We start from the raw sequence: 17,611 nt of genomic DNA, 5'->3' as shown, positions 1-17,611 counted from the left end.
CCTCACACAATGCCAGTGGCGTAGAAAGTACCGATCACCACGAACACCGCGAGGGTCTTGATGATCGTGATGCCGAAGATGTCCTTGTAGGCTTCGCGGTGGGTCAACCCGGTGACCGCGAGCAGGGTGATGACCGCGCCGTTATGGGGCAGGGTGTCCATGCCGCCACTGGCCATGGCCGCAACCCGGTGCAGCACTTCAAGGGGGATATTGGCCGCATGGGCCGCCGAAATAAAGCTCTCGGACATGGCCGCCAAGGCGATGCTCATGCCGCCGGAGGCAGAGCCGGTGATACCGGCCAGCAGGGTCACGGTAATCGCTTCGTTGACCAGCGGGTTGGGGATGCCCTTGAGCCAGTCCGCCAGCACCAGAAAGCCTGGCAGCGAGGCGATCACCGCGCCAAAGCCGTATTCCGAGGCGGTGTTCATGGCCGCCAGCAGCGCGCCGCTGACCGCGCTTTTACTGCCTTCGGCGAGCTTGCTTTTGATCGCCGACCAGCCGAACACCAGCACCATGACGATGCCCACCAGCAACGCCGCCTGCACCGCCCAAATCGCCGTGAGCTTGGCGATTTCGGTGGTCACCGGCGCGCTCATGCCCGGCAGGCTGAGGCTGTGGGTCTTGCCGTACCACTGCGGGATCCAGTGGGTGAACAGCAGGTTCATCACGCCCACCAGAATCAGCGGCGACAGCGCGACCCACGGGTTGGGCAGCGCCAGGTTGTCGGCGGTTTCCGGCTCGTTGCGCAGCTCGGTGCCATAACCTTCACCGGCGCGTTGTGCCTTGTTGCGCTGGCGCGCCAGGTAGAGCATGCCGGTGCAGAACACGAAGACCGTGCCGATCAAACCCAGCCACGGCGCCGCCCAGGCGGTGGTGTTGAAAAAGGTGCTGGGGATGATGTTCTGGATCTGCGGCGTGCCGGGCAGGGCGTCCATGGTGAACGAAAACGCACCGAGGGCGATGGTCGCCGGGATCAGGCGCTTGGGAATGTTGCTTTGGCGGAACATCTCCGCCGCAAACGGGTACACCGCAAACACCACCACAAACAGCGACACGCCGCCGTAGGTGAGCAGGGCGCAGACCAGCACAATCACCAGCATCGCCTGGCGCGTGCCAAGCAAGCGGATGGCGGCGGCCACAATCGAGCGCGAAAAGCCCGACAGCTCAATCAGCTTGCCGAACACCGCGCCGAGCAGGAACACCGGGAAATACAGTTTGATGAAGCCGACCATTTTCTCCATGAACACCCCGGTAAACGCGGGGGCGACGGCGGAGGGGTCGGTGAGCAGCACGGCGCCGAGGGCGGCGATGGGGGCAAACAGGATCACGCTGTAGCCACGGTAGGCGGCCAGCATCAGCAGCGCGAGGGCTGCCAGGGCAATGATCACACTCATGGTGTGTCTCCAGATCGAATTGTTATTTTTGTGGGGGTGGTGCGTTGGAGAGGGGCTATAGCGAGATGTGTGCCAATTGACTAAGTTGTTGAAATATATAGATATTATTATTTTGTGCGGGTGCAATTCTTGAGATTGTCTCTTTTTTGAGACTGGCAAGGATCAAAAGTGGGAGCTGGCTTGCCTGCGATAGCGGTGGTTCAGCTCAATAGGTATTGACTGATGGGCCGCTATCGCAGGCAAGCCAGCTCCCACAGTGGGCTGTCTTTGTTTGTGGAATTGTGTCTATTTATTGAGACTCGCTCATGTCCAATGCCACCATTTTTTTGTACAGGGTCGATCTACCCAGCCCCAACCGCTTGGCGGCTTCCACCACATTGCCTTCACAGGCCTTGAGTGCCGCCGCAATCACCTGCCGATCAAAGCGCTCCCGCGCCGCCGCAAATGTCTCGCCCTCGACCGTCTCCACCCGCCCACGGGCCACCGGGCTGAACGTGCCGATCGCCGCGCGAATCTCTTCGGCATCCAGCACCAGGTCATCACTCAACAACGCCGCGCGTTCCAGTACGTTGCGCAGTTCACGGATATTCCCCGGCCACGCGTGCTGCGCCAGCAACGCCAAGGCTTCGCGGTCAAGCTCATGCTGGCTGCGCAACTCTTCAAGAATCGCCTCGCTCAACGCCGGAATATCTTCCAGGCGCTCACGCAACGGCGGCACCTGGATCGGCAGCACGTTCAGGCGGTAATACAAGTCCGCCCGGAATTCGCCGCGCTTGATCGCCGCTTCCAGGTCCATGGACGTGGCCGCGATCACCCGCACATCGCTGTGCACCATTTCGTTGGAGCCCACCGGCTCGTATTCCTTTTCCTGCAACACCCGCAGCAGTTTGCTTTGCAGCGGCAGTGGCATGTCGCCGATTTCATCGAGGAACAGCGTGCCGCCCTGGGCGATTTGCAACTTGCCGGGGCGGCCCTTGCGGTCGGCACCGGTGAAGGCGCCCGGCGCGGTGCCGAAGAACTCGGCTTCGAGCAGGTCGCCGGGAATGGCGGCGCTGTTGATGCTGACAAACGCCTTATGCGCGCGTGTGGAGGCACCATGGATGGCCTGGGCCAACAGCTCTTTACCGGTGCCGGTCTCGCCCAGCAGCAACACCGGCGACTCGGCACTCGCACTGCGCCGCGCCCGGCGTTTGACTTCCAGGCTGGCGGCGCTGGTGCCAATAAAATGCGCGAAGTTGTATTTGCTCTGGCGCGAGCGCAGCAGCGAACGGGTGGAGGCCAGCTCCTGCTGCATGCTCAGGTAGCGCTCGATCAGCGGCGACAAGTTGCGCAGCTCATCAAACAGCGCAAACCCGATCGCGCCGATCACCGCGCCTGCGTCATCGTGGATCGGCAGGCGCATCACCACCAACGGGCCTTTGGGCGTGTCCTGGATATCCAGCAGAATCGGCTGGTCGTTGCGCACCACCTGGCGTAACAGGCTATTGGAAATCACCTGCTCGCACGGCTGGCCGATGGCTTCATCGGCGCTTTTAAGACCAAAACGTTTGGCGTAGCGCTCATTCATCCACACGATATTCGCGTCGCGATCGACTATCACCGTGCCTTCGCTGGACTGCTCGATGATCTCGAACAGCGACTGGATGGCCAGGCCGCGAACCTGCTGGTAGTCCTTGAGGCTGTCGCTGATATTCATGCTCACACTGCCAACGCAAAATATGATTGGAATACGGTCCTGTGGGAGCTGGCTTGCCTGCGATGGCGTCCTCAAGATCGCCATCGCAGGCAAGCCAGCGCCTACAAGGGGATGTGCGCCGCCGCCAGCAGCTCTTTGGTGTAAGGATGTTGCGGCGTATCGAACACCACATGGCTCGCGCCGCGCTCCACCACCTTGCCGTCCTTGATCACGATCATGTCGTGGGCCATGGCCCGCACCACCGCCAGGTCGTGGCTGATAAACAGATAGGTCAGGCCGTATTTTTCCTGCAGTTCACGCAACAGCGCCACCACTTGTTTCTGCACGGTGCGGTCGAGGGCTGAGGTCGGCTCATCCAGCAGCATCAGCGCAGGCTTGAGCACCAAGGCGCGGGCGATCGCGATGCGTTGACGCTGGCCACCGGAAAACTCATGGGGGTAACGATGACGGCTGGCGGGGTCGAGGCCCACGTCCTTGAGCACCTGGATCACTTGCGCATCGCGGTCGGCCAGGCTGCACGGCGCGTGCACTTCCAGGCCTTCGCTGATGATCTGTTGCACCGACATGCGCGGGCTGAGGCTGCCGAACGGGTCTTGGAACACCACCTGCATCTGCTTGCGCCATGGGCGCATCTGCTGGTTGTTCAGCGGGTCGAGGGCTTCACCCTGAAAACGGATACTGCCGGTGGAATCGAGCAAGCGCAGGATCGCCTGGCCGAGGGTGGATTTGCCCGAGCCGGACTCGCCGACAATCCCCAAGGTTTTGCCGCGCTGCACGCTAAGGCTAATGCCGTCGACTGCGCGCAGCCAGGTTTTGCGCCTGAACAGCCCGCCGCCGAGGGGGAATTGCACGCTCAGGTCGTCGACTTGCAACACCGTCTCACGTTCATCACTGCACAGCGCATCGCCGGACGGCTCGGCATCCAGCAGCAGGCGGCTGTAGGGGTGTTGCGGCGCAGTGAACAGCGTCTCGCAGTCGGCCTGCTCGACAATCTCTCCGGCGCGCATTACACACACACGCTGGGCAATGCTGCGCACCAGGTTGAGGTCATGGCTGATCAGCAGCAGCGACATGCCCAGGCGTTGTTGCAAGGACTTGAGCAGCAGCAGGATCTTGCGCTGCACGGTCACGTCCAGCGCGGTGGTGGGTTCGTCAGCAATCAGCAGCTCCGGCTCGCAGGCCAGGGCCATGGCGATCATCACCCGCTGGCGCTGGCCGCCGGAGAGTTGATGCGGGTAAGCCTTGAGGCGCTCCTGGGGTTTCTGGATGCCCACCAGTTCGAGCAGCTCAAGAATGCGTGACTGCGCCGCCTTGCCGCCCAGGCCCTTGTGCAGCAGCAGGGTTTCGCCGATCTGTTTTTCGATGCTGTGCAGCGGGTTGAGCGAGGTCATCGGCTCCTGGAAAATCATCGCAATACGGTTACCGCGCAGCTTTTGCAAGGTGGCCGTCGACGCGCCGATCAGCTCCTGGCCGCGATACTTCACCGAGCCTGTGGTGTGCGTGCCCGCGTCTGGCAGCAATTGCAGAATCGAGTGGGCGGTTACCGACTTGCCCGAACCCGACTCGCCGACCAAGGCCAGGCATTCGCCAGGGCGCACGTCCAGGCACAGTTTGCTCACCACGGTCTGGCCGCTGAAGGCGACGCTGAGGTCGCGGATCTCGATCAGGTTCATACGCAATTACTCATGAGCGTGGGTCGAAGGCATCACGTAATGCCTCGCCGATAAAGACCAGCAGCGACAGGATCAGCGCCAAGGTGAAAAATGCCGTCAGGCCAAGCCAGGGCGCTTGCAGGTTTTGCTTGCCCTGAGCAATCAGTTCGCCCAGGGACGCGCTGCCGGCGGGCATGCCGAACCCGAGAAAATCCAGGGCGCTCAAGGTTGAAATTGCTCCGGTCAAGATAAACGGCAGGTAGCTCAAGGTGGCGGTCATGGCGTTGGGCAGGATATGCCGGCGAATGATCTTGCCATCGCCCAGGCCCAGGGCGCGTGCGGCCTTGACGTATTCCAGGTTGCGCCCGCGCAGGAACTCGGCGCGCACCACGTCCACCAGGGCCAGCCAGGAAAACAGCGCCATGATCCCCAACAGCCACCAGAAATTCGGTTCGACAAAGCCGGACAAAATGATCAGCAGGTACAGCACCGGAAGTCCGGACCACACTTCCAGAATGCGCTGACCGAGCAGGTCGACCCAGCCGCCGTAATAGCCCTGCAAGGCGCCGGCGGCGATGCCGATGGCGGCACTGATGGCGGTGAGTGCCAGGGCAAACAGGATCGACACCCGTGCGCCGAAGATGACCCGCGCCAGCACATCGCGGGATTGATCATCGGTGCCCAGCCAGTTCACCGCCGAGGGCGGGCTGGGGGCAGGGCGGGTCAGTTCGTAGTTGGGCGTGTCGTCGCTGAACGGGATCGGCGGGAACAGCATCCAGCCGCCGTCCTGCTTGATCAGCTTTTGCACGTAGTCACTGCGGTAGTCGGCCTGGAAGGGCAACTGGCCGCCGAACTGTTGCTCGGTGTAGCGCTTGAACACCGGGAAATACAGCTCGTTCTTGAAGCTCAGCACCAAGGGTTTGTCATTGGCGATCAACTCGCCGCCCAGGGTCAGGATAAACAGGCCGATAAACAGCCACAGCGACCACCAGCCACGGCGGTTCTTCTTGAAGCGCTCGAAACGCCGACGGGCCACCGGAGACAGATTAAGCATCAGGCGTTCCTCGCGGCGAAGTCGATACGCGGGTCCACCAGGGTGTAGCAGAGGTCACCGATGAGTTTTATCAAGAGCCCGAACAGGGTGAAGATAAACAACGAGCCAAAGACCACCGGGTAGTCGCGGGATACGGCGGCTTCGTAGCTCATGCGGCCCAGGCCATCGAGGGAAAAGATCACTTCGATCAACAGGGAACCGGCAAAAAACACGCTGATAAATGCCTGGGGAATCCCCGAGATCACCAGCAGCATGGCGTTGCGAAACACATGGCCGTAGAGCACCCGGCGTTCACTCAAGCCCTTGGCACGGGCGGTGACCACGTATTGGCGCGTGATTTCATTCAGGAATGAGTTTTTGGTGAGGATGGTCAGCGTCGCGAACCCGCCGATCACCAGGGCGCTGACGGGCAACACCAGGTGCCAGAAGTAGTCGGCAATTTTGCCGATTGTGCTGAGTTCGTCGAAGTTCTCCGAGACCAGCCCGCGCACCGGGAACCAGTTCAGCGAGGTGCCACCGGCGAACAGCACGATCAGGAACATCGCAAACAGGAAGGCCGGCATCGCATAACCGATGACAATCGCGGTGCTGCTCCACACGTCAAAGCTGCTGCCGTGGCGCACGGCCTTGCGAATCCCCAAGGGGATCGACACCAGATAGGTGATCAAGGTGGCCCATAAACCGAGGGAAATGGTCACCGGCATTTTTTCCAGGATCAGGTCGATCACGCTTTTGCCGCGAAAGAAGCTGTTACCGAAATCCAGTTGGGCGTAGTTCTTGAGCATCAGCCACAGACGTTCCGGCGCGGGCTTGTCGAAGCCGTATTGCTTTTCGATGTCCTTGATCAATTTGGGGTCCAGGCCACGGCTGGCGCGCGAGCCGTTGACGGCTTCGCCACCACCACCGCCGATGCCGCCGCCACCGATGCCCTGCAGGTGGGCAATGGCTTGTTCAACCGGGCCGCCGGGCGCGGCCTGCACGATCACGAAATTGACCAGCAGGATGATCACCAGCGTGGGGATAATCAGCAGCAGGCGCCGCACGATATAGGCAAACATCAGCGCGTTCCTCCGCGTTTTTTCAACTCGGCGTTCATTTGCTCATTCGTCAGTGGTGTGGAGCTGATTTCCCACCAGGTTTCCAGCGCTTCGTCGTTCTTGGCCTCGATGGCTGGACGACCAAAGCGGTTCCACCACGCGGCCGAGGTGCCGGGCGGGTAGTAGTTGGGGATCCACAGGTAATTCCATTGCAGCACGCGGTCCAGGGCATGGGCATAGGTGAGCATCTGCGCCTGGGTGTTGGCTTTGACCAGCCCGCTGATCAGGGTATCGACGGCGGGGTCTTTGAGCACCATGTAGTTGTTCGCACCTGGGTCGTAGGCGGCCTGCGAGCCGAAGTAGTTGTACAGCTCCATGCCTGGCGACGTGGTGACCGGGAAGCCGATGACGATCATGTCGTAGTCGCGGGCCATGATGCGGTTGACGTACTGGGACGAGTCTATGCGGCGGATATTCAGGGTGATGCCGATCTGCGCCAGGTTGCGCTTGTACGGCAGCAACAGGCGCTCAAGGCCGGCCTGGGCATTGAGGAAGGTGAACTCCAGTGGCTCGCCGTCGGCGTTGACCAGCTTGTCGCCCTTGGGTGTCCAGCCGGCGGCTTCCAGCAGTGCCAGGGCTTGCAGCTGTTTGTCACGGATCATGCCGCTGCCGTCGGTGACCGGCGCCTTGAACACTTGGGTGAATACTTCGTCGGGCACCTGGCCGCGCAGTGGCTCAAGAATCGCCAGTTCCTCTGGGGTCGGCGGTTGGCTTGCAGCCAGCGGGCTGTTGGAGAAGAAGCTCTGCTGGCGGATGTACATATTGCGCATCATCTGCCGGTTGGCCCATTCGAAGTCCCACAGCATCGCCAGGGCCTGGCGCACGCGGCGGTCCTTGAACATCGGTTTTTGCACGTTGAACACATAGCCCTGGGCCGGTTGCGGCATCTCCTTGGCCAAGTGCGCACGTTGCAGGCGGCCATCGTCGAGGGCCGGGCCGTTGTAGCCGATGGAGTAGCCCGTAGCGGAGAACTCGCGGTTGAAGTCATAGGCGCCGCCACGCAGCACCTGGCGGGCCACCTCGGTGTCGCCGAAGTACTCCAGGCTCAGGTGGTCGAAGTTGTACAGGCCCCGGCTGACGGGCAAGTCCTTGCCCCACCAGTCGGGGTCGCGGGTGAAAGTGATGGTGCTGCCGGAGTCGATTTTGCTGATTTTGTACGGGCCGCTGCCCAGCGGCGCTTCGTAGCCGCCACCGTTGGCGAAGTCGCGGGTTTTCCACCAATGCTCGGGGAATACCGGCAGGGTGGCGATATCCAGAGGCAGGGTGCGGTTTTCATTGCTGGAAAAGTCGAAGCGCACCTGGCGCTCGCCTTCGACTTCGACGTGTTTGACGTCGGCGAACAGGGTGCGAAAGCGCAGGCTGCCTTGGGTCATCAGCAGGTCGAAGCTGTAGCGTACATCTTCGGCGGTGATCGGCGTGCCATCGGCAAAGCGTGCCTTGGGGTTGAGGTAGAAGCGCAGCGACAGGCCGTCGTCGGCGCGTTCCATTTTTTCAGCGACCAGGCCGTAAACGGTGTAGGGCTCATCCAGGGAGCGCTGGGCCAGCGGGGCGTAGAGCCAGCCGTCGACCTGGGAGACGCCGATGCCTTTGTCTATGTACGGCAATACATGGTCGAAGCGCCCGATTTCGATGGCTGAGCGTCGCAGGCTGCCGCCTTTGGGCGCGTTGGGGTTGGCGTAGTCGAAATGGGTGAAGCCGGTGGGGTACTTGGCCGGTTCGCCGTATACCGTGAGGTAGGTTTGCGGGGCCGCGATCACGGCGGTGCTGGCCAGTAGCAGGGCCAGGGTGGAGCTGAAGAGTTTTGTGGAAAAAACCAATCGCATTATCAGCCTTGAGCGCCGGGTGAACAGTAATAGGGATTTGTACGTTAACGGCTTATGGGTTGCCAGTCACTTGATGCACAACGGCCCACCAAAAGGCGGGCCGTTGTTTATAGCATCAGCGCGTACGGGATCAGTCCTGGCGGCTGGTGACTTCCAGCAGGTGGTAGCCGAACTGGGTTTTTACCGGGCCTTGCACGGTGTTGACGGGGGCGCTGAAGACGACGGTGTCGAATTCCTTGACCATCTGGCCTGGGCCGAACGAACCCAGGTTGCCACCGTCGCGGCTGGATGGGCAGCTGGAGTTGGCTTTGGCGATTTCTGCGAAATCGGCGCCGCCTTCGATCTGGGCCTTGAGTTCGTTGCACTTGTCTTCGGTGGAAACGAGGATGTGGCGGGCGGTGGCTTTGGCCATGGGGGTAACTCCTTGAAGTAAAAAGGGTGAGCCTACCGGATTCAGGTGGTTTTTTGTTGGCAAAGTTCCATCTTGTGGTGGGTTGGGTTGATTGAGTACATATCCGTTGCTGCGGTAACGGCGGCCTATGGTTCCGCTCTTACAGCGGGTCACTTTTGGCAAACGCCCCAAAAGTAACCAAAAGGTCTTCGCCCCACCACTCGGCACCTCGCTAATGCTCGGTGTGCCCTCACTCCGGCTTGAATCCGTGGGCCGCCGCGATGGGCCATCCTTGGCCCAGCGCGGCTAACCCGGCGTCCTGCCGGGTTACCCACGGATTCAAGCCTGCGTTCGGCCATCGTGGTTAACGGGGCGCCTCAGATCAAAAGCAAGATCAAGATCTACAGCACGGCGGCCTGAAAGCCGACCTGAGTGGTTGAATCAAAAGCGAAAGGCGAAAGGCGGATTTGCATACACTGAAGATCTGCTTTTCTGTGGGAGCTGGCTTGCCTGCGATGCAGACACCTTGGTGTATCAGGTACACCGAGTTGATGCCATCGCAGGCAAGCCAGCTCCCACCTTTGATCGAGTATGGCTCTGCTGTTGCTGTTGCTCCGGCTCTTACATCCTTTTCGATGACGAAGTCAGCGGTCTTTTGATCTGCGCTTTTGATCTTGATCTTGATCTGAAATCGCCCCGTTAAACACGATGGCCGGAATCTGACAGGGATTTGGGGGGTAAACCGGCAGGGATGCCGGTTTAGCCGCGCTGGGCCAAGGATGGCCCATCGCGGCGGCCCCCCAAATCACTGTCGGATTGCGGGCATGCCGAGCCATAGCGAGGCACCGAGTGTTGGGGCGAGGACCTTTTGGTTACTTTTGACTGGGCCGGCATTCCGGTCCTTGCAAAAGTGACCCGCTGTAAGAGCGGAACCATAGGCCGCCGGTACCTAAATAACGGATATGTACACGATCAAACCACAACAGCAGGCACCAAAAACGCAGCTTCCAACAACTGCCGCGTATAAGCATGCTGCGGATCCGCAAAGATCCCCGCCGCGTCCCCCTGTTCCACCACCTGCCCATGCTTGACCACCATCAACTGGTGACTCAAGGCCTTCACCACCGCCAAATCATGGCTGATAAACAGGTACGTCAGGTTGTACTTGGCCTGCAGCCCCCGCAATAATTCCACCACTTGCCGCTGCACCGTGCGGTCCAGCGCGGACGTCGGTTCATCGAGCAGTATCAAGCGGGGCTTGAGCACCAAGGCACGGGCGATGGCAATGCGTTGACGCTGCCCACCGGAAAACTCATGGGGGTAACGATGCCGCGACTCCGGGTCCAGGCCCACTTCCTTGAGCGCTGCAACAATCGCCAGTTCCTGCTCGGCCGGCGTGCCCATTTTGTGGATACGCAAGCCTTCGCCAACGATCTCACTCACACACATCCGCGGGCTCAAGCTGCCGAACGGGTCTTGAAACACCACCTGCATCTCCCGCCGTAGCGGACGCACCTGTTGCTGAGTCAAGCGGTCAAGTTGCTGGCCTTCAAAGCGAATCCCGCCTTTGCTGGCGATCAAGCGCAAAATCGCCAGGCCCAGGGTGGACTTGCCCGAGCCGCTTTCACCGACGATGCCCAGCGTCTGGCCCTGGGGCAGGCTGAAGTTGATGCCGTCCACCGCCTTGACGTAATCGACGGTGTTGCGCAAAAAGCCCTTTTTGATCGGGAACCAGACCTTCAGGTCGTCGACTTCCAGGAGGGGCGGCCCGACCTCGTTACTGGCTGGCCCACCGCTGGGCTCCGCCGCCAGCAGTTCCTGGGTGTAAGGGTGCTGGGGCGACTGAAACAGCGTCTCGCAATCAGCCTGTTCAACGATGCAACCCTGCTGCATCACACACACACGATGGGCGATGCGCCGCACCAGGTTCAAGTCATGGCTGATCAGCAGCAATGCCATGCCCAGCCGGGCCTGCAGCTCTTTGAGCAGTTCCAGGATCTTCAATTGCACGGTGACGTCGAGGGCCGTGGTCGGTTCGTCGGCGATCAGCAGTTCGGGCTCGTTGGCCAGGGCCATGGCGATCATCACCCGCTGGCGCTGGCCGCCTGACAGTTCGTGGGGCAGGGCTTTGAGGCGCTTGTGCGGCTCGGGGATGCCCACCAACTCAAGCAGTTCCAGGGTGCGCCGGGTCGCGACTTTACCGGTCAGGCCTTTGTGCAGGCCGAGCACTTCGTTGATCTGCTTCTCGATCGAATGCAGCGGGTTCAACGAGGTCATTGGCTCCTGGAAGATCATCGCAATGCGGTTGCCGCGAATATGCCGGATGGTTTTCTCTTTGAGGGTCAGCAGATCATGCCCGGAATAGCTGATGGTGCCGGCCGGGTGCCGCGCCAGCGGGTAGGGCAACAGGCGCAGGATCGAGTGGGCGGTCACCGATTTGCCCGAGCCGCTTTCGCCGACCAGCGCCAGGGTTTCGCCGCGCTTGATATCGAAGCTGACATTGTTGACCACGCGGTGATGATGCTCGCCGGTGACGAACTCGACGCAGAGGTCGCGGACTTCGATCAGATTGTCCTGATTCATCTCATTTCCTCGGGTCGAAGGCATCGCGAGCGGACTCGCCGATAAACACCAGCAAACTCAACATGATCGCCAACACGGCAAACGCACTCATGCCCAGCCACGGCGCTTGCAGGTTGGATTTGCCCTGGGCCACCAGTTCGCCCAGGGACGGCGAACCGGCCGGCAGGCCGAAACCGAGAAAATCCAGGGCGGTGAGGGTGCCAATGGCACCGGTGAGGATGAACGGCATGAACGTCATGGTCGAGACCATGGCATTGGGCAGGATATGCCGGAACATGATCGCGCCGTTCTGCATGCCCAGCGCTCGGGCGGCACGTACATATTCCAGGTTGCGCCCGCGCAGGAACTCGGCGCGCACCACGTCCACCAGGCTCATCCACGAAAACAGCAACATGATGCCCAGCAGCCACCAGAAGTTGGGCTGCACAAAGCTGGCGAGGATGATCAGCAGGTACAGCACCGGCAAACCCGACCAGATCTCCAGGAAACGCTGGCCGGCCAGGTCGACCCAGCCGCCATAGAAACCCTGCAAGGCGCCAGCGATGACGCCGATGATCGAGCTGAGCACGGTCAGCGTCAGGGCAAACAGCACCGACACACGAAAGCCGTAGATCACTCGCGCCAGCACATCGCGGCCCTGGTCGTCGGTGCCCAGCAGGTTCACCGAAGACGGCGGCGCTGGCGCGGGGACTTTCAGGTCGTAGTTGATGCTCTGGTAGCTGAACGGGATGGGCGCCCACAGCGTCCAGGCGTCCTTGGCCTTGAGCAGTTCCTGGATATACGGGCTTTTGTAGTTGGCCTCCAGCGGGAATTCGCCGCCAAACGTGGTCTCCGGGTAGCGTTTAAGCGCCGGGAAATACCAGCCACCGTCGTAATGGACTGCCAGCGGTTTATCGTTGGCGATCAACTCGGCGCCCAGGCTGAGCACGAACAGAATCAGGAACAGCCACAGCGACCACCAGCCACGTTTGTTGGCTTTGAAACGCTCGAACCGGCGGCGATTGAGGGGGGACAGGTTCATCTCAATGCTCCCGGCTGGCAAAGTCGATACGCGGATCGACCAGGGTGTAGGTGAGGTCGCCGATCAGCTTCACGATCAGCCCCAGCAAGGTGAAGATAAACAGCGTGCCGAACACCACCGGATAATCGCGGTTGATCGCCGCTTCAAAGCTCATCAGGCCCAGGCCATCGAGGGAAAAGATCACCTCGACCAACAGCGAACCGGTGAAGAAAATCCCGATAAATGCCGAGGGGAAACCGGCAATCACCAGCAGCATGGCATTACGAAACACATGGCCGTAGAGCACGCGGTGGTTGGTCAGGCCTTTGGCTTTGGCGGTGACCACGTACTGTTTGTTGATTTCGTCGAGGAAGCTGTTTTTGGTCAGCAGGGTCATGGTCGCGAAGTTGCCGATGACCAGCGCGGTGACGGGCAGGGCCAGGTGCCAGAAATAGTCGAGAATCTTGCCGCCTAAGCTTAGTTCTTCGAAGTTGTTGGAGGTCAGCCCGCGCAAGGGGAACCAGTCCAGGTAACTGCCGCCGGCAAACACCACGATCAGCAAAATCGCGAACAAAAACGCCGGGATGGCATAGCCGACGATGATTGCCGAGCTGGTCCACACGTCAAAGTGGCTGCCGTGCCGGGTAGCCTTGGCGATGCCGAGCGGGATCGACACCAGGTACATGATCAGCGTGCTCCATAACCCGAGGGAGATGGACACCGGCATCTTTTCCTTGATCAGGTCGATGACCTTGGCGTCGCGAAAGAAGCTGTCGCCAAAATCCAGCCGTGCGTAGTTCTTGACCATGATCCACAAGCGTTCCGGCGCCGACTTGTCGAAGCCGTACATCTTTTCGATTTCCTTGATCAGCGCCGGGTCCAGGCCCTGGGCGCCGCGGTAGCTGGAGCCGGCCACCGAGACCTCGGCGCCGCCACCGGCAATGCGGCTGGTGGCGCCGTCGAACCCTTCGAGTTTGGCGATCATCTGCTCCACCGGGCCACCGGGGGCGGCCTGGATGATGATGAAGTTGATCAGCAGGATCCCGAACAGCGTGGGGATGATCAGCAACAGGCGGCGAACAATATAGGCCAGCATTTAATCGCCTCCGCTCGCCGGATCGGCGCTCTGGACAGTGTCGACGGCAGGTTTGACTTCAGGTTTGGCCCACCAGGTGGCCGTGCCGACGTCGTAGCGTGGCGGGACTTTGGGGTGACCCAAGTGATCCCAGTACGCCACGCGGTAAGTCTTGATGTGCCAGTTGGGGATCACGTAGTAGCCAAACTGCAAGACCCGATCCAGCGCCTTGGCGTGGTCGACCAGGCTTTGGCGCGAGTCTGCGTTGATCAGTTCTTCGACGAGTTGGTCGACCACCGGATCCTTGAGACCCATGTAGTTGCGGCTCCCGGATTTGTCGGCGGCGGCGGACGACCAGAATTCGCGCTGCTCGTTACCCGGCGAGGTGGACTGCGGGAAGCTGCCCACCAGCATGTCGAAGTCCCGCGAGCGCAGGCGGTTGATGTATTGCGAAACGTCAACGCGGCGGATTACCAGGTTGATCCCAAGGTCTGCCAGGTTGCGCTTGAAGGGCAGCAGCACCCGTTCGAAATCGGTCTGGGTCAACAGAAACTCGATGTTTACCGGCTTGCCGGTGGCGTCGACCATCTTGTCGTCGACGATCTTCCAGCCAGCCTGCTGCAACAGCTGGTAAGCCTCACGCTGCTGGGTGCGGATCATGCCGCTGCCGTCGGTCTTGGCCGGCTCGAAGGCTTGGGTGAAGACTTCGGCAGGGATCTTGTCGCGAAACGGCGCCAGGATGGCGGTTTCCGCCGGGCCGGGCAGGCCGGTGGCGGCCATCTCCGAGTTTTCGAAGTAGCTGCGGGTGCGGGTGTAGGCGCCATTGAACAGCTGTTTGTTGCTCCACTCGAAATCCAGCAGCAGGCTGATGGCCTTGCGTACCCGCACATCCTGGAACATCGGCTTGCGCGTATTGAACACAAACCCTTGCATGCCGGTGGGATTGCCGTTGGGAATTTCTTCCTTGATCAACCGGCCCTGGGCCACGGCCGGAATGTTGTAGGCGTTGGCCCAGTTCTTGGCGCTGAACTCCAGCCAATAGTCGAACTGCCCGGCTTTCAAGGCTTCCAGGGCCACGGTGCTGTCACGGTAGTAGTCGGTGATGCGGTTGTCGAAGTTGTAGAAGCCCTGGGTCACCGGCAAGTCCTTGGCCCAGTAATCCTTGACTCGCTCATAGCGCACCATGCGCCCGGGTTTGACCTCGGCAACCTTGTACGGGCCACTGCCCAGCGGTATTTCCAGGTTGCCCTTGGCAAAGTCGCGCGTTGCCCACCAATGCTTGGGCAATACCGGCAGTTGGCCGAGGATCAACGGTAATTCACGGTTATTGGTGCGCTTGAACTTGAACAGCACACGCAGCGGGTCTTCGGCGACCACTTCGTCGACGTCGGCGTAGTAGTTGCGGTAGAGCGGCGAACCGTCCTTGATCAGCGCCTGGAAGGTGAACACCACGTCTTCGGCCCGGATCGGATGGCCATCATGGAAGCGCGCTTCGGGGCGCAGGTAGAAGCGCACCCAGCTGTTGTCCGGAGCCTTTTCGATCTTGCCGGCCACCAGGCCGTATTCGGTGACGGGCTCGTCCAGGCTTTGCATGGCCAGGGTGTCGTAGATCAGCGGCAGGTTGTCTGCGGGCACGCCCTTGCTGATGTAGGGGTTGAGGCTGTCGAAGCCGCCCATGCTCGATTCACGGAAGGTGCCGCCCTTGGGCGCGTCGGGGTTTACATAGTCGAAATGCTTGAAGTCGGCGGGGTACTTGGGTGGCTCGCTGTACAGGGTCAGCGCATGTTGCGGCGCGGCATTGGCTGCGCCGCACGCTAACAAGGCGCCAAACAGGGCGGTGCGCAAGGTCATCATTGGGCTTTCTCCGAAGCTTTCAGCCACCACGCGCTCAAACCCAGGCTATAGGGCGGCGTGGTGACAAAGGCGAACCGGTTGCGGTACGCCAAGCGATGATAGTTGAGGTACCAGTTGGGAATACTGTAGTGCTGCCACAGCAGCACCCGGTCGAGGGCGCGGCCGGCGGCCAATTGTTCTTCGCGGGTCTGCGCCGCCAGCAGTTGGTCGAGCAGGTGGTCGACCACCGGGTTGGCGATGCCGGCGTAGTTTTTGCTGCCCTTGATGGCCGCCTGGCTGGAGTGGAAGTACTGCCACTGCTCAAGGCCCGGGCTCAAGGTCTGGTTGAGGGTGATCAGGATCATGTCGTAGTCGAACTGATCCAGGCGCTGCTTGTATTGCGCCCGGTCAACCGTGCGCAGGCGCGCGTCGATGCCGATACTTTTGAGGTTTTCGACGTAGGGCTGCAGGATGCGTTCAAGGTTCGGGTTGACCAGCAGAATCTCGAAGCGCAGCGGTTGGCCCTTGCTGTCGAGCAGCCGCTGGTCTGAGAGTTTCCAGCCCGCTTCGCCGAGCAAGGCCAGGGCGCGGCGCAACGTCTCGCGCGGGATGCCGCGGCCGTCGGTCTGCGGCAGGCTGAAGGCTTGAGTGAACAGGTTGGGCGGCAACTGGTCGCGGTAGGGCGAGAGCATCAGCCATTCATGCCCCACTGGCACGCCGGTCGCAGAAAACTCACTGTTGGGGTAGTAACTGAGCGTGCGTTTATAGGCGCTGCTGAACAGGGTGCGGTTGGTCCATTCAAAATCGAACATCAACCCCAGGGCTTCACGCACTTTGGTCTGGCTGAAGATCGGCCGCCGCGTGTTCATGAACAAGCCCTGGCTCTGGGTCGGGATCTGGTGGGCGATCTGCGCCTTGATCACGTCGCCGCGGTTGACCGCGGGGAAGTTGTAGCCGGTGGCCCAGTTCTTGGCCTGGTGTTCGATATAGAGGTCGAATTCACCGGCCTTGAAGGCTTCGAAGGCCACGTCGCTGTCGCGGTAGAACTCCACTTCGACCTTGTCGTAGTTGTAGAAACCCTGGTTGACCGGCAGGTCTTTGCCCCAGTAATCCTTGACCCGCTCGAACACCAGCTGGCGGCCCGGGGTGACCTTGGTGATGCGATACGGCCCGCTGCCCAAAGGCGGCTCGAAGGTGGTGGCCTTGAAGTCGCGGTTCTTCCAGTAATGCTGGGGCAGAACCGGCAGTTCGCCCAGGCGCAGGATCAGCAGTGGGTTGCCGGCGCGTTTGAACACAAAACGGATGCGATGGCGGTTGAGAATGTCGACCCGCGCCACTTCCTGCAGGTTGGTGCGGTACTGCGGGTGGCCTTCGGTGAGCAGGGTGCGATAGGAAAATGCCACGTCATAAGCGGTGATCGGCTTGCCATCATGGAAGCGCGCTTCCGGGCGCAGGTTAAACACCACCCAACTGCGGTCCTCGCTGTACTCCACCGATTGGGCAATCAGCCCGTAGCTGGAGGTGGGCTCGTCACCGGACGGCGCGTACTGGCCGGTGCCGACCATCAGCGGCTCGTTCAGCTCGTTGACGCCGTATTGCAGGAAATTGGGCGTGGAAACCGGGCTGGTGCCCTTGAAGGTGTAGGGGTTGAGGGTGTCGAAGGTGCCAAATGCCATGACCCGCAATGTCCCGCCTTTGGGCGCTGCAGGGTTTACCCAGTCGAAGTGGGTGAATTTGGCCGGGTACTTGAGTGTGCCGAACTGCGTGTAACCGTGGCTCTCGGTAATCGTCGCGTTCGCAGCAAAGCTCAAGGCCAGACTTATTAGTAGAAGGAGGGGACGCTTCAAGTCAGAGATCCGATCCAGGCGGCTTGGGCTTTATGATCGGTACAGTAACAGCTTGTTCCGGTTGGAAAAAGGTGGCTGAAACCACTGGAGATCCAATGTGGGAGCGGGCTTGCTCGCGAATGCAGTGTGTCAGTCAACAGAGATGTTGAATGTGCCACCGCTTTCG

The 17,611-nt window shown here is 60.9% G+C and carries 12 protein-coding genes; all 12 read right to left on the bottom strand.

Annotated elements, in window-relative coordinates; genetic code table 11:
* Nucleotides 1-2: 2 nt before the first annotated feature.
* Complete coding sequence (locus AB4P96_RS19500) at nt 3-1,394, bottom strand: GntP family permease (RefSeq protein ID WP_017134627.1); 1,392 nt, start codon at nt 1,392-1,394, stop codon at nt 3-5.
* A gap of 289 nt (nt 1,395-1,683) precedes the next feature.
* Complete coding sequence (locus AB4P96_RS19495) at nt 1,684-3,090, bottom strand: sigma-54-dependent Fis family transcriptional regulator (protein WP_169987659.1); 1,407 nt, start codon at nt 3,088-3,090, stop codon at nt 1,684-1,686.
* A gap of 101 nt (nt 3,091-3,191) precedes the next feature.
* The gene (locus AB4P96_RS19490; RefSeq protein WP_395599951.1) at nt 3,192-4,763 is read right to left on the bottom strand and encodes an ABC transporter ATP-binding protein; all 1,572 of its coding nucleotides are present in this window, start codon (nt 4,761-4,763) and stop codon (nt 3,192-3,194) included.
* Nucleotides 4,764-4,773: 10 nt separating this feature from the next.
* On the bottom strand, nt 4,774-5,796 hold the full coding sequence (locus AB4P96_RS19485; RefSeq protein WP_043050504.1) for an ABC transporter permease: 1,023 nt from the start codon (nt 5,794-5,796) through the stop codon (nt 4,774-4,776).
* Entirely contained in the window at nt 5,796-6,854 is a 1,059-nt protein-coding gene (locus AB4P96_RS19480) for a microcin C ABC transporter permease YejB (RefSeq protein ID WP_069788428.1), read from the bottom strand. Before AB4P96_RS19480 ends, AB4P96_RS19485 begins: the two co-directional genes overlap by 1 nt.
* Entirely contained in the window at nt 6,854-8,716 is a 1,863-nt protein-coding gene (locus AB4P96_RS19475; RefSeq protein WP_169987663.1) for an extracellular solute-binding protein, read from the bottom strand. Before AB4P96_RS19475 ends, AB4P96_RS19480 begins: the two co-directional genes overlap by 1 nt.
* Before the next feature lie 130 nt (nt 8,717-8,846).
* Nucleotides 8,847-9,128: a peptidylprolyl isomerase gene (locus tag AB4P96_RS19470; protein ID WP_010210937.1), complete on the bottom strand. Its 282-nt coding sequence runs from the start codon at nt 9,126-9,128 to the stop codon at nt 8,847-8,849.
* 951 nt (nt 9,129-10,079) lie between these two features.
* Nucleotides 10,080-11,690, bottom strand: coding sequence for an ABC transporter ATP-binding protein (locus tag AB4P96_RS19465; RefSeq protein WP_099549134.1), 1,611 nt, complete (start codon nt 11,688-11,690; stop codon nt 10,080-10,082).
* Nucleotide 11,691: 1 nt separating this feature from the next.
* Nucleotides 11,692-12,711, bottom strand: coding sequence for an ABC transporter permease (locus AB4P96_RS19460; protein WP_012723835.1), 1,020 nt, complete (start codon nt 12,709-12,711; stop codon nt 11,692-11,694).
* A 1-nt stretch (nt 12,712) separates the two neighbouring features.
* Complete coding sequence (locus AB4P96_RS19455) at nt 12,713-13,786, bottom strand: microcin C ABC transporter permease YejB (protein WP_017136937.1); 1,074 nt, start codon at nt 13,784-13,786, stop codon at nt 12,713-12,715.
* Nucleotides 13,787-15,619, bottom strand: a complete 1,833-nt coding sequence (locus AB4P96_RS19450; RefSeq protein WP_395599950.1) for an extracellular solute-binding protein — start codon at nt 15,617-15,619, stop codon at nt 13,787-13,789.
* A complete protein-coding gene (locus AB4P96_RS19445; RefSeq protein ID WP_017136935.1) occupies nt 15,616-17,445 on the bottom strand; it encodes an extracellular solute-binding protein in 1,830 nt (609 codons plus the stop codon). Before AB4P96_RS19445 ends, AB4P96_RS19450 begins: the two co-directional genes overlap by 4 nt.
* Between the last annotated feature and the right edge of the window lie 166 nt (nt 17,446-17,611).

This window comes from Pseudomonas sp. B19125 (assembly GCF_044218855.1).
GTDB classification, from domain to species: Bacteria; Pseudomonadota; Gammaproteobacteria; order Pseudomonadales; family Pseudomonadaceae; genus Aquipseudomonas; species Aquipseudomonas edaphica.
This window is presented reverse-complemented; position numbering and strand designations above follow the sequence as displayed.

What these genes read in the sequence shown, in the direction of transcription:
- AB4P96_RS19465 (WP_099549134.1), bottom strand. Translation starts at nt 11,690, where the DNA reads ATGAATCAGGACAATCTGATCGAAGTCCGCGACCTCTGCGTCGAGTTC.
- AB4P96_RS19480 (WP_069788428.1), bottom strand. Translation starts at nt 6,854, where the DNA reads ATGTTTGCCTATATCGTGCGGCGCCTGCTGCTGATTATCCCCACGCTG.
- AB4P96_RS19475 (WP_169987663.1), bottom strand. Translation starts at nt 8,716, where the DNA reads ATGCGATTGGTTTTTTCCACAAAACTCTTCAGCTCCACCCTGGCCCTG.
- AB4P96_RS19495 (WP_169987659.1), bottom strand. Translation starts at nt 3,090, where the DNA reads ATGAATATCAGCGACAGCCTCAAGGACTACCAGCAGGTTCGCGGCCTG.
- AB4P96_RS19490 (WP_395599951.1), bottom strand. Translation starts at nt 4,763, where the DNA reads ATGAACCTGATCGAGATCCGCGACCTCAGCGTCGCCTTCAGCGGCCAG.
- AB4P96_RS19450 (WP_395599950.1), bottom strand. Translation starts at nt 15,619, where the DNA reads ATGATGACCTTGCGCACCGCCCTGTTTGGCGCCTTGTTAGCGTGCGGC.
- AB4P96_RS19460 (WP_012723835.1), bottom strand. Translation starts at nt 12,711, where the DNA reads ATGAACCTGTCCCCCCTCAATCGCCGCCGGTTCGAGCGTTTCAAAGCC.
- AB4P96_RS19500 (WP_017134627.1), bottom strand. Translation starts at nt 1,394, where the DNA reads ATGAGTGTGATCATTGCCCTGGCAGCCCTCGCGCTGCTGATGCTGGCC.
- AB4P96_RS19455 (WP_017136937.1), bottom strand. Translation starts at nt 13,786, where the DNA reads ATGCTGGCCTATATTGTTCGCCGCCTGTTGCTGATCATCCCCACGCTG.
- AB4P96_RS19470 (WP_010210937.1), bottom strand. Translation starts at nt 9,128, where the DNA reads ATGGCCAAAGCCACCGCCCGCCACATCCTCGTTTCCACCGAAGACAAG.
- AB4P96_RS19485 (WP_043050504.1), bottom strand. Translation starts at nt 5,796, where the DNA reads ATGCTTAATCTGTCTCCGGTGGCCCGTCGGCGTTTCGAGCGCTTCAAG.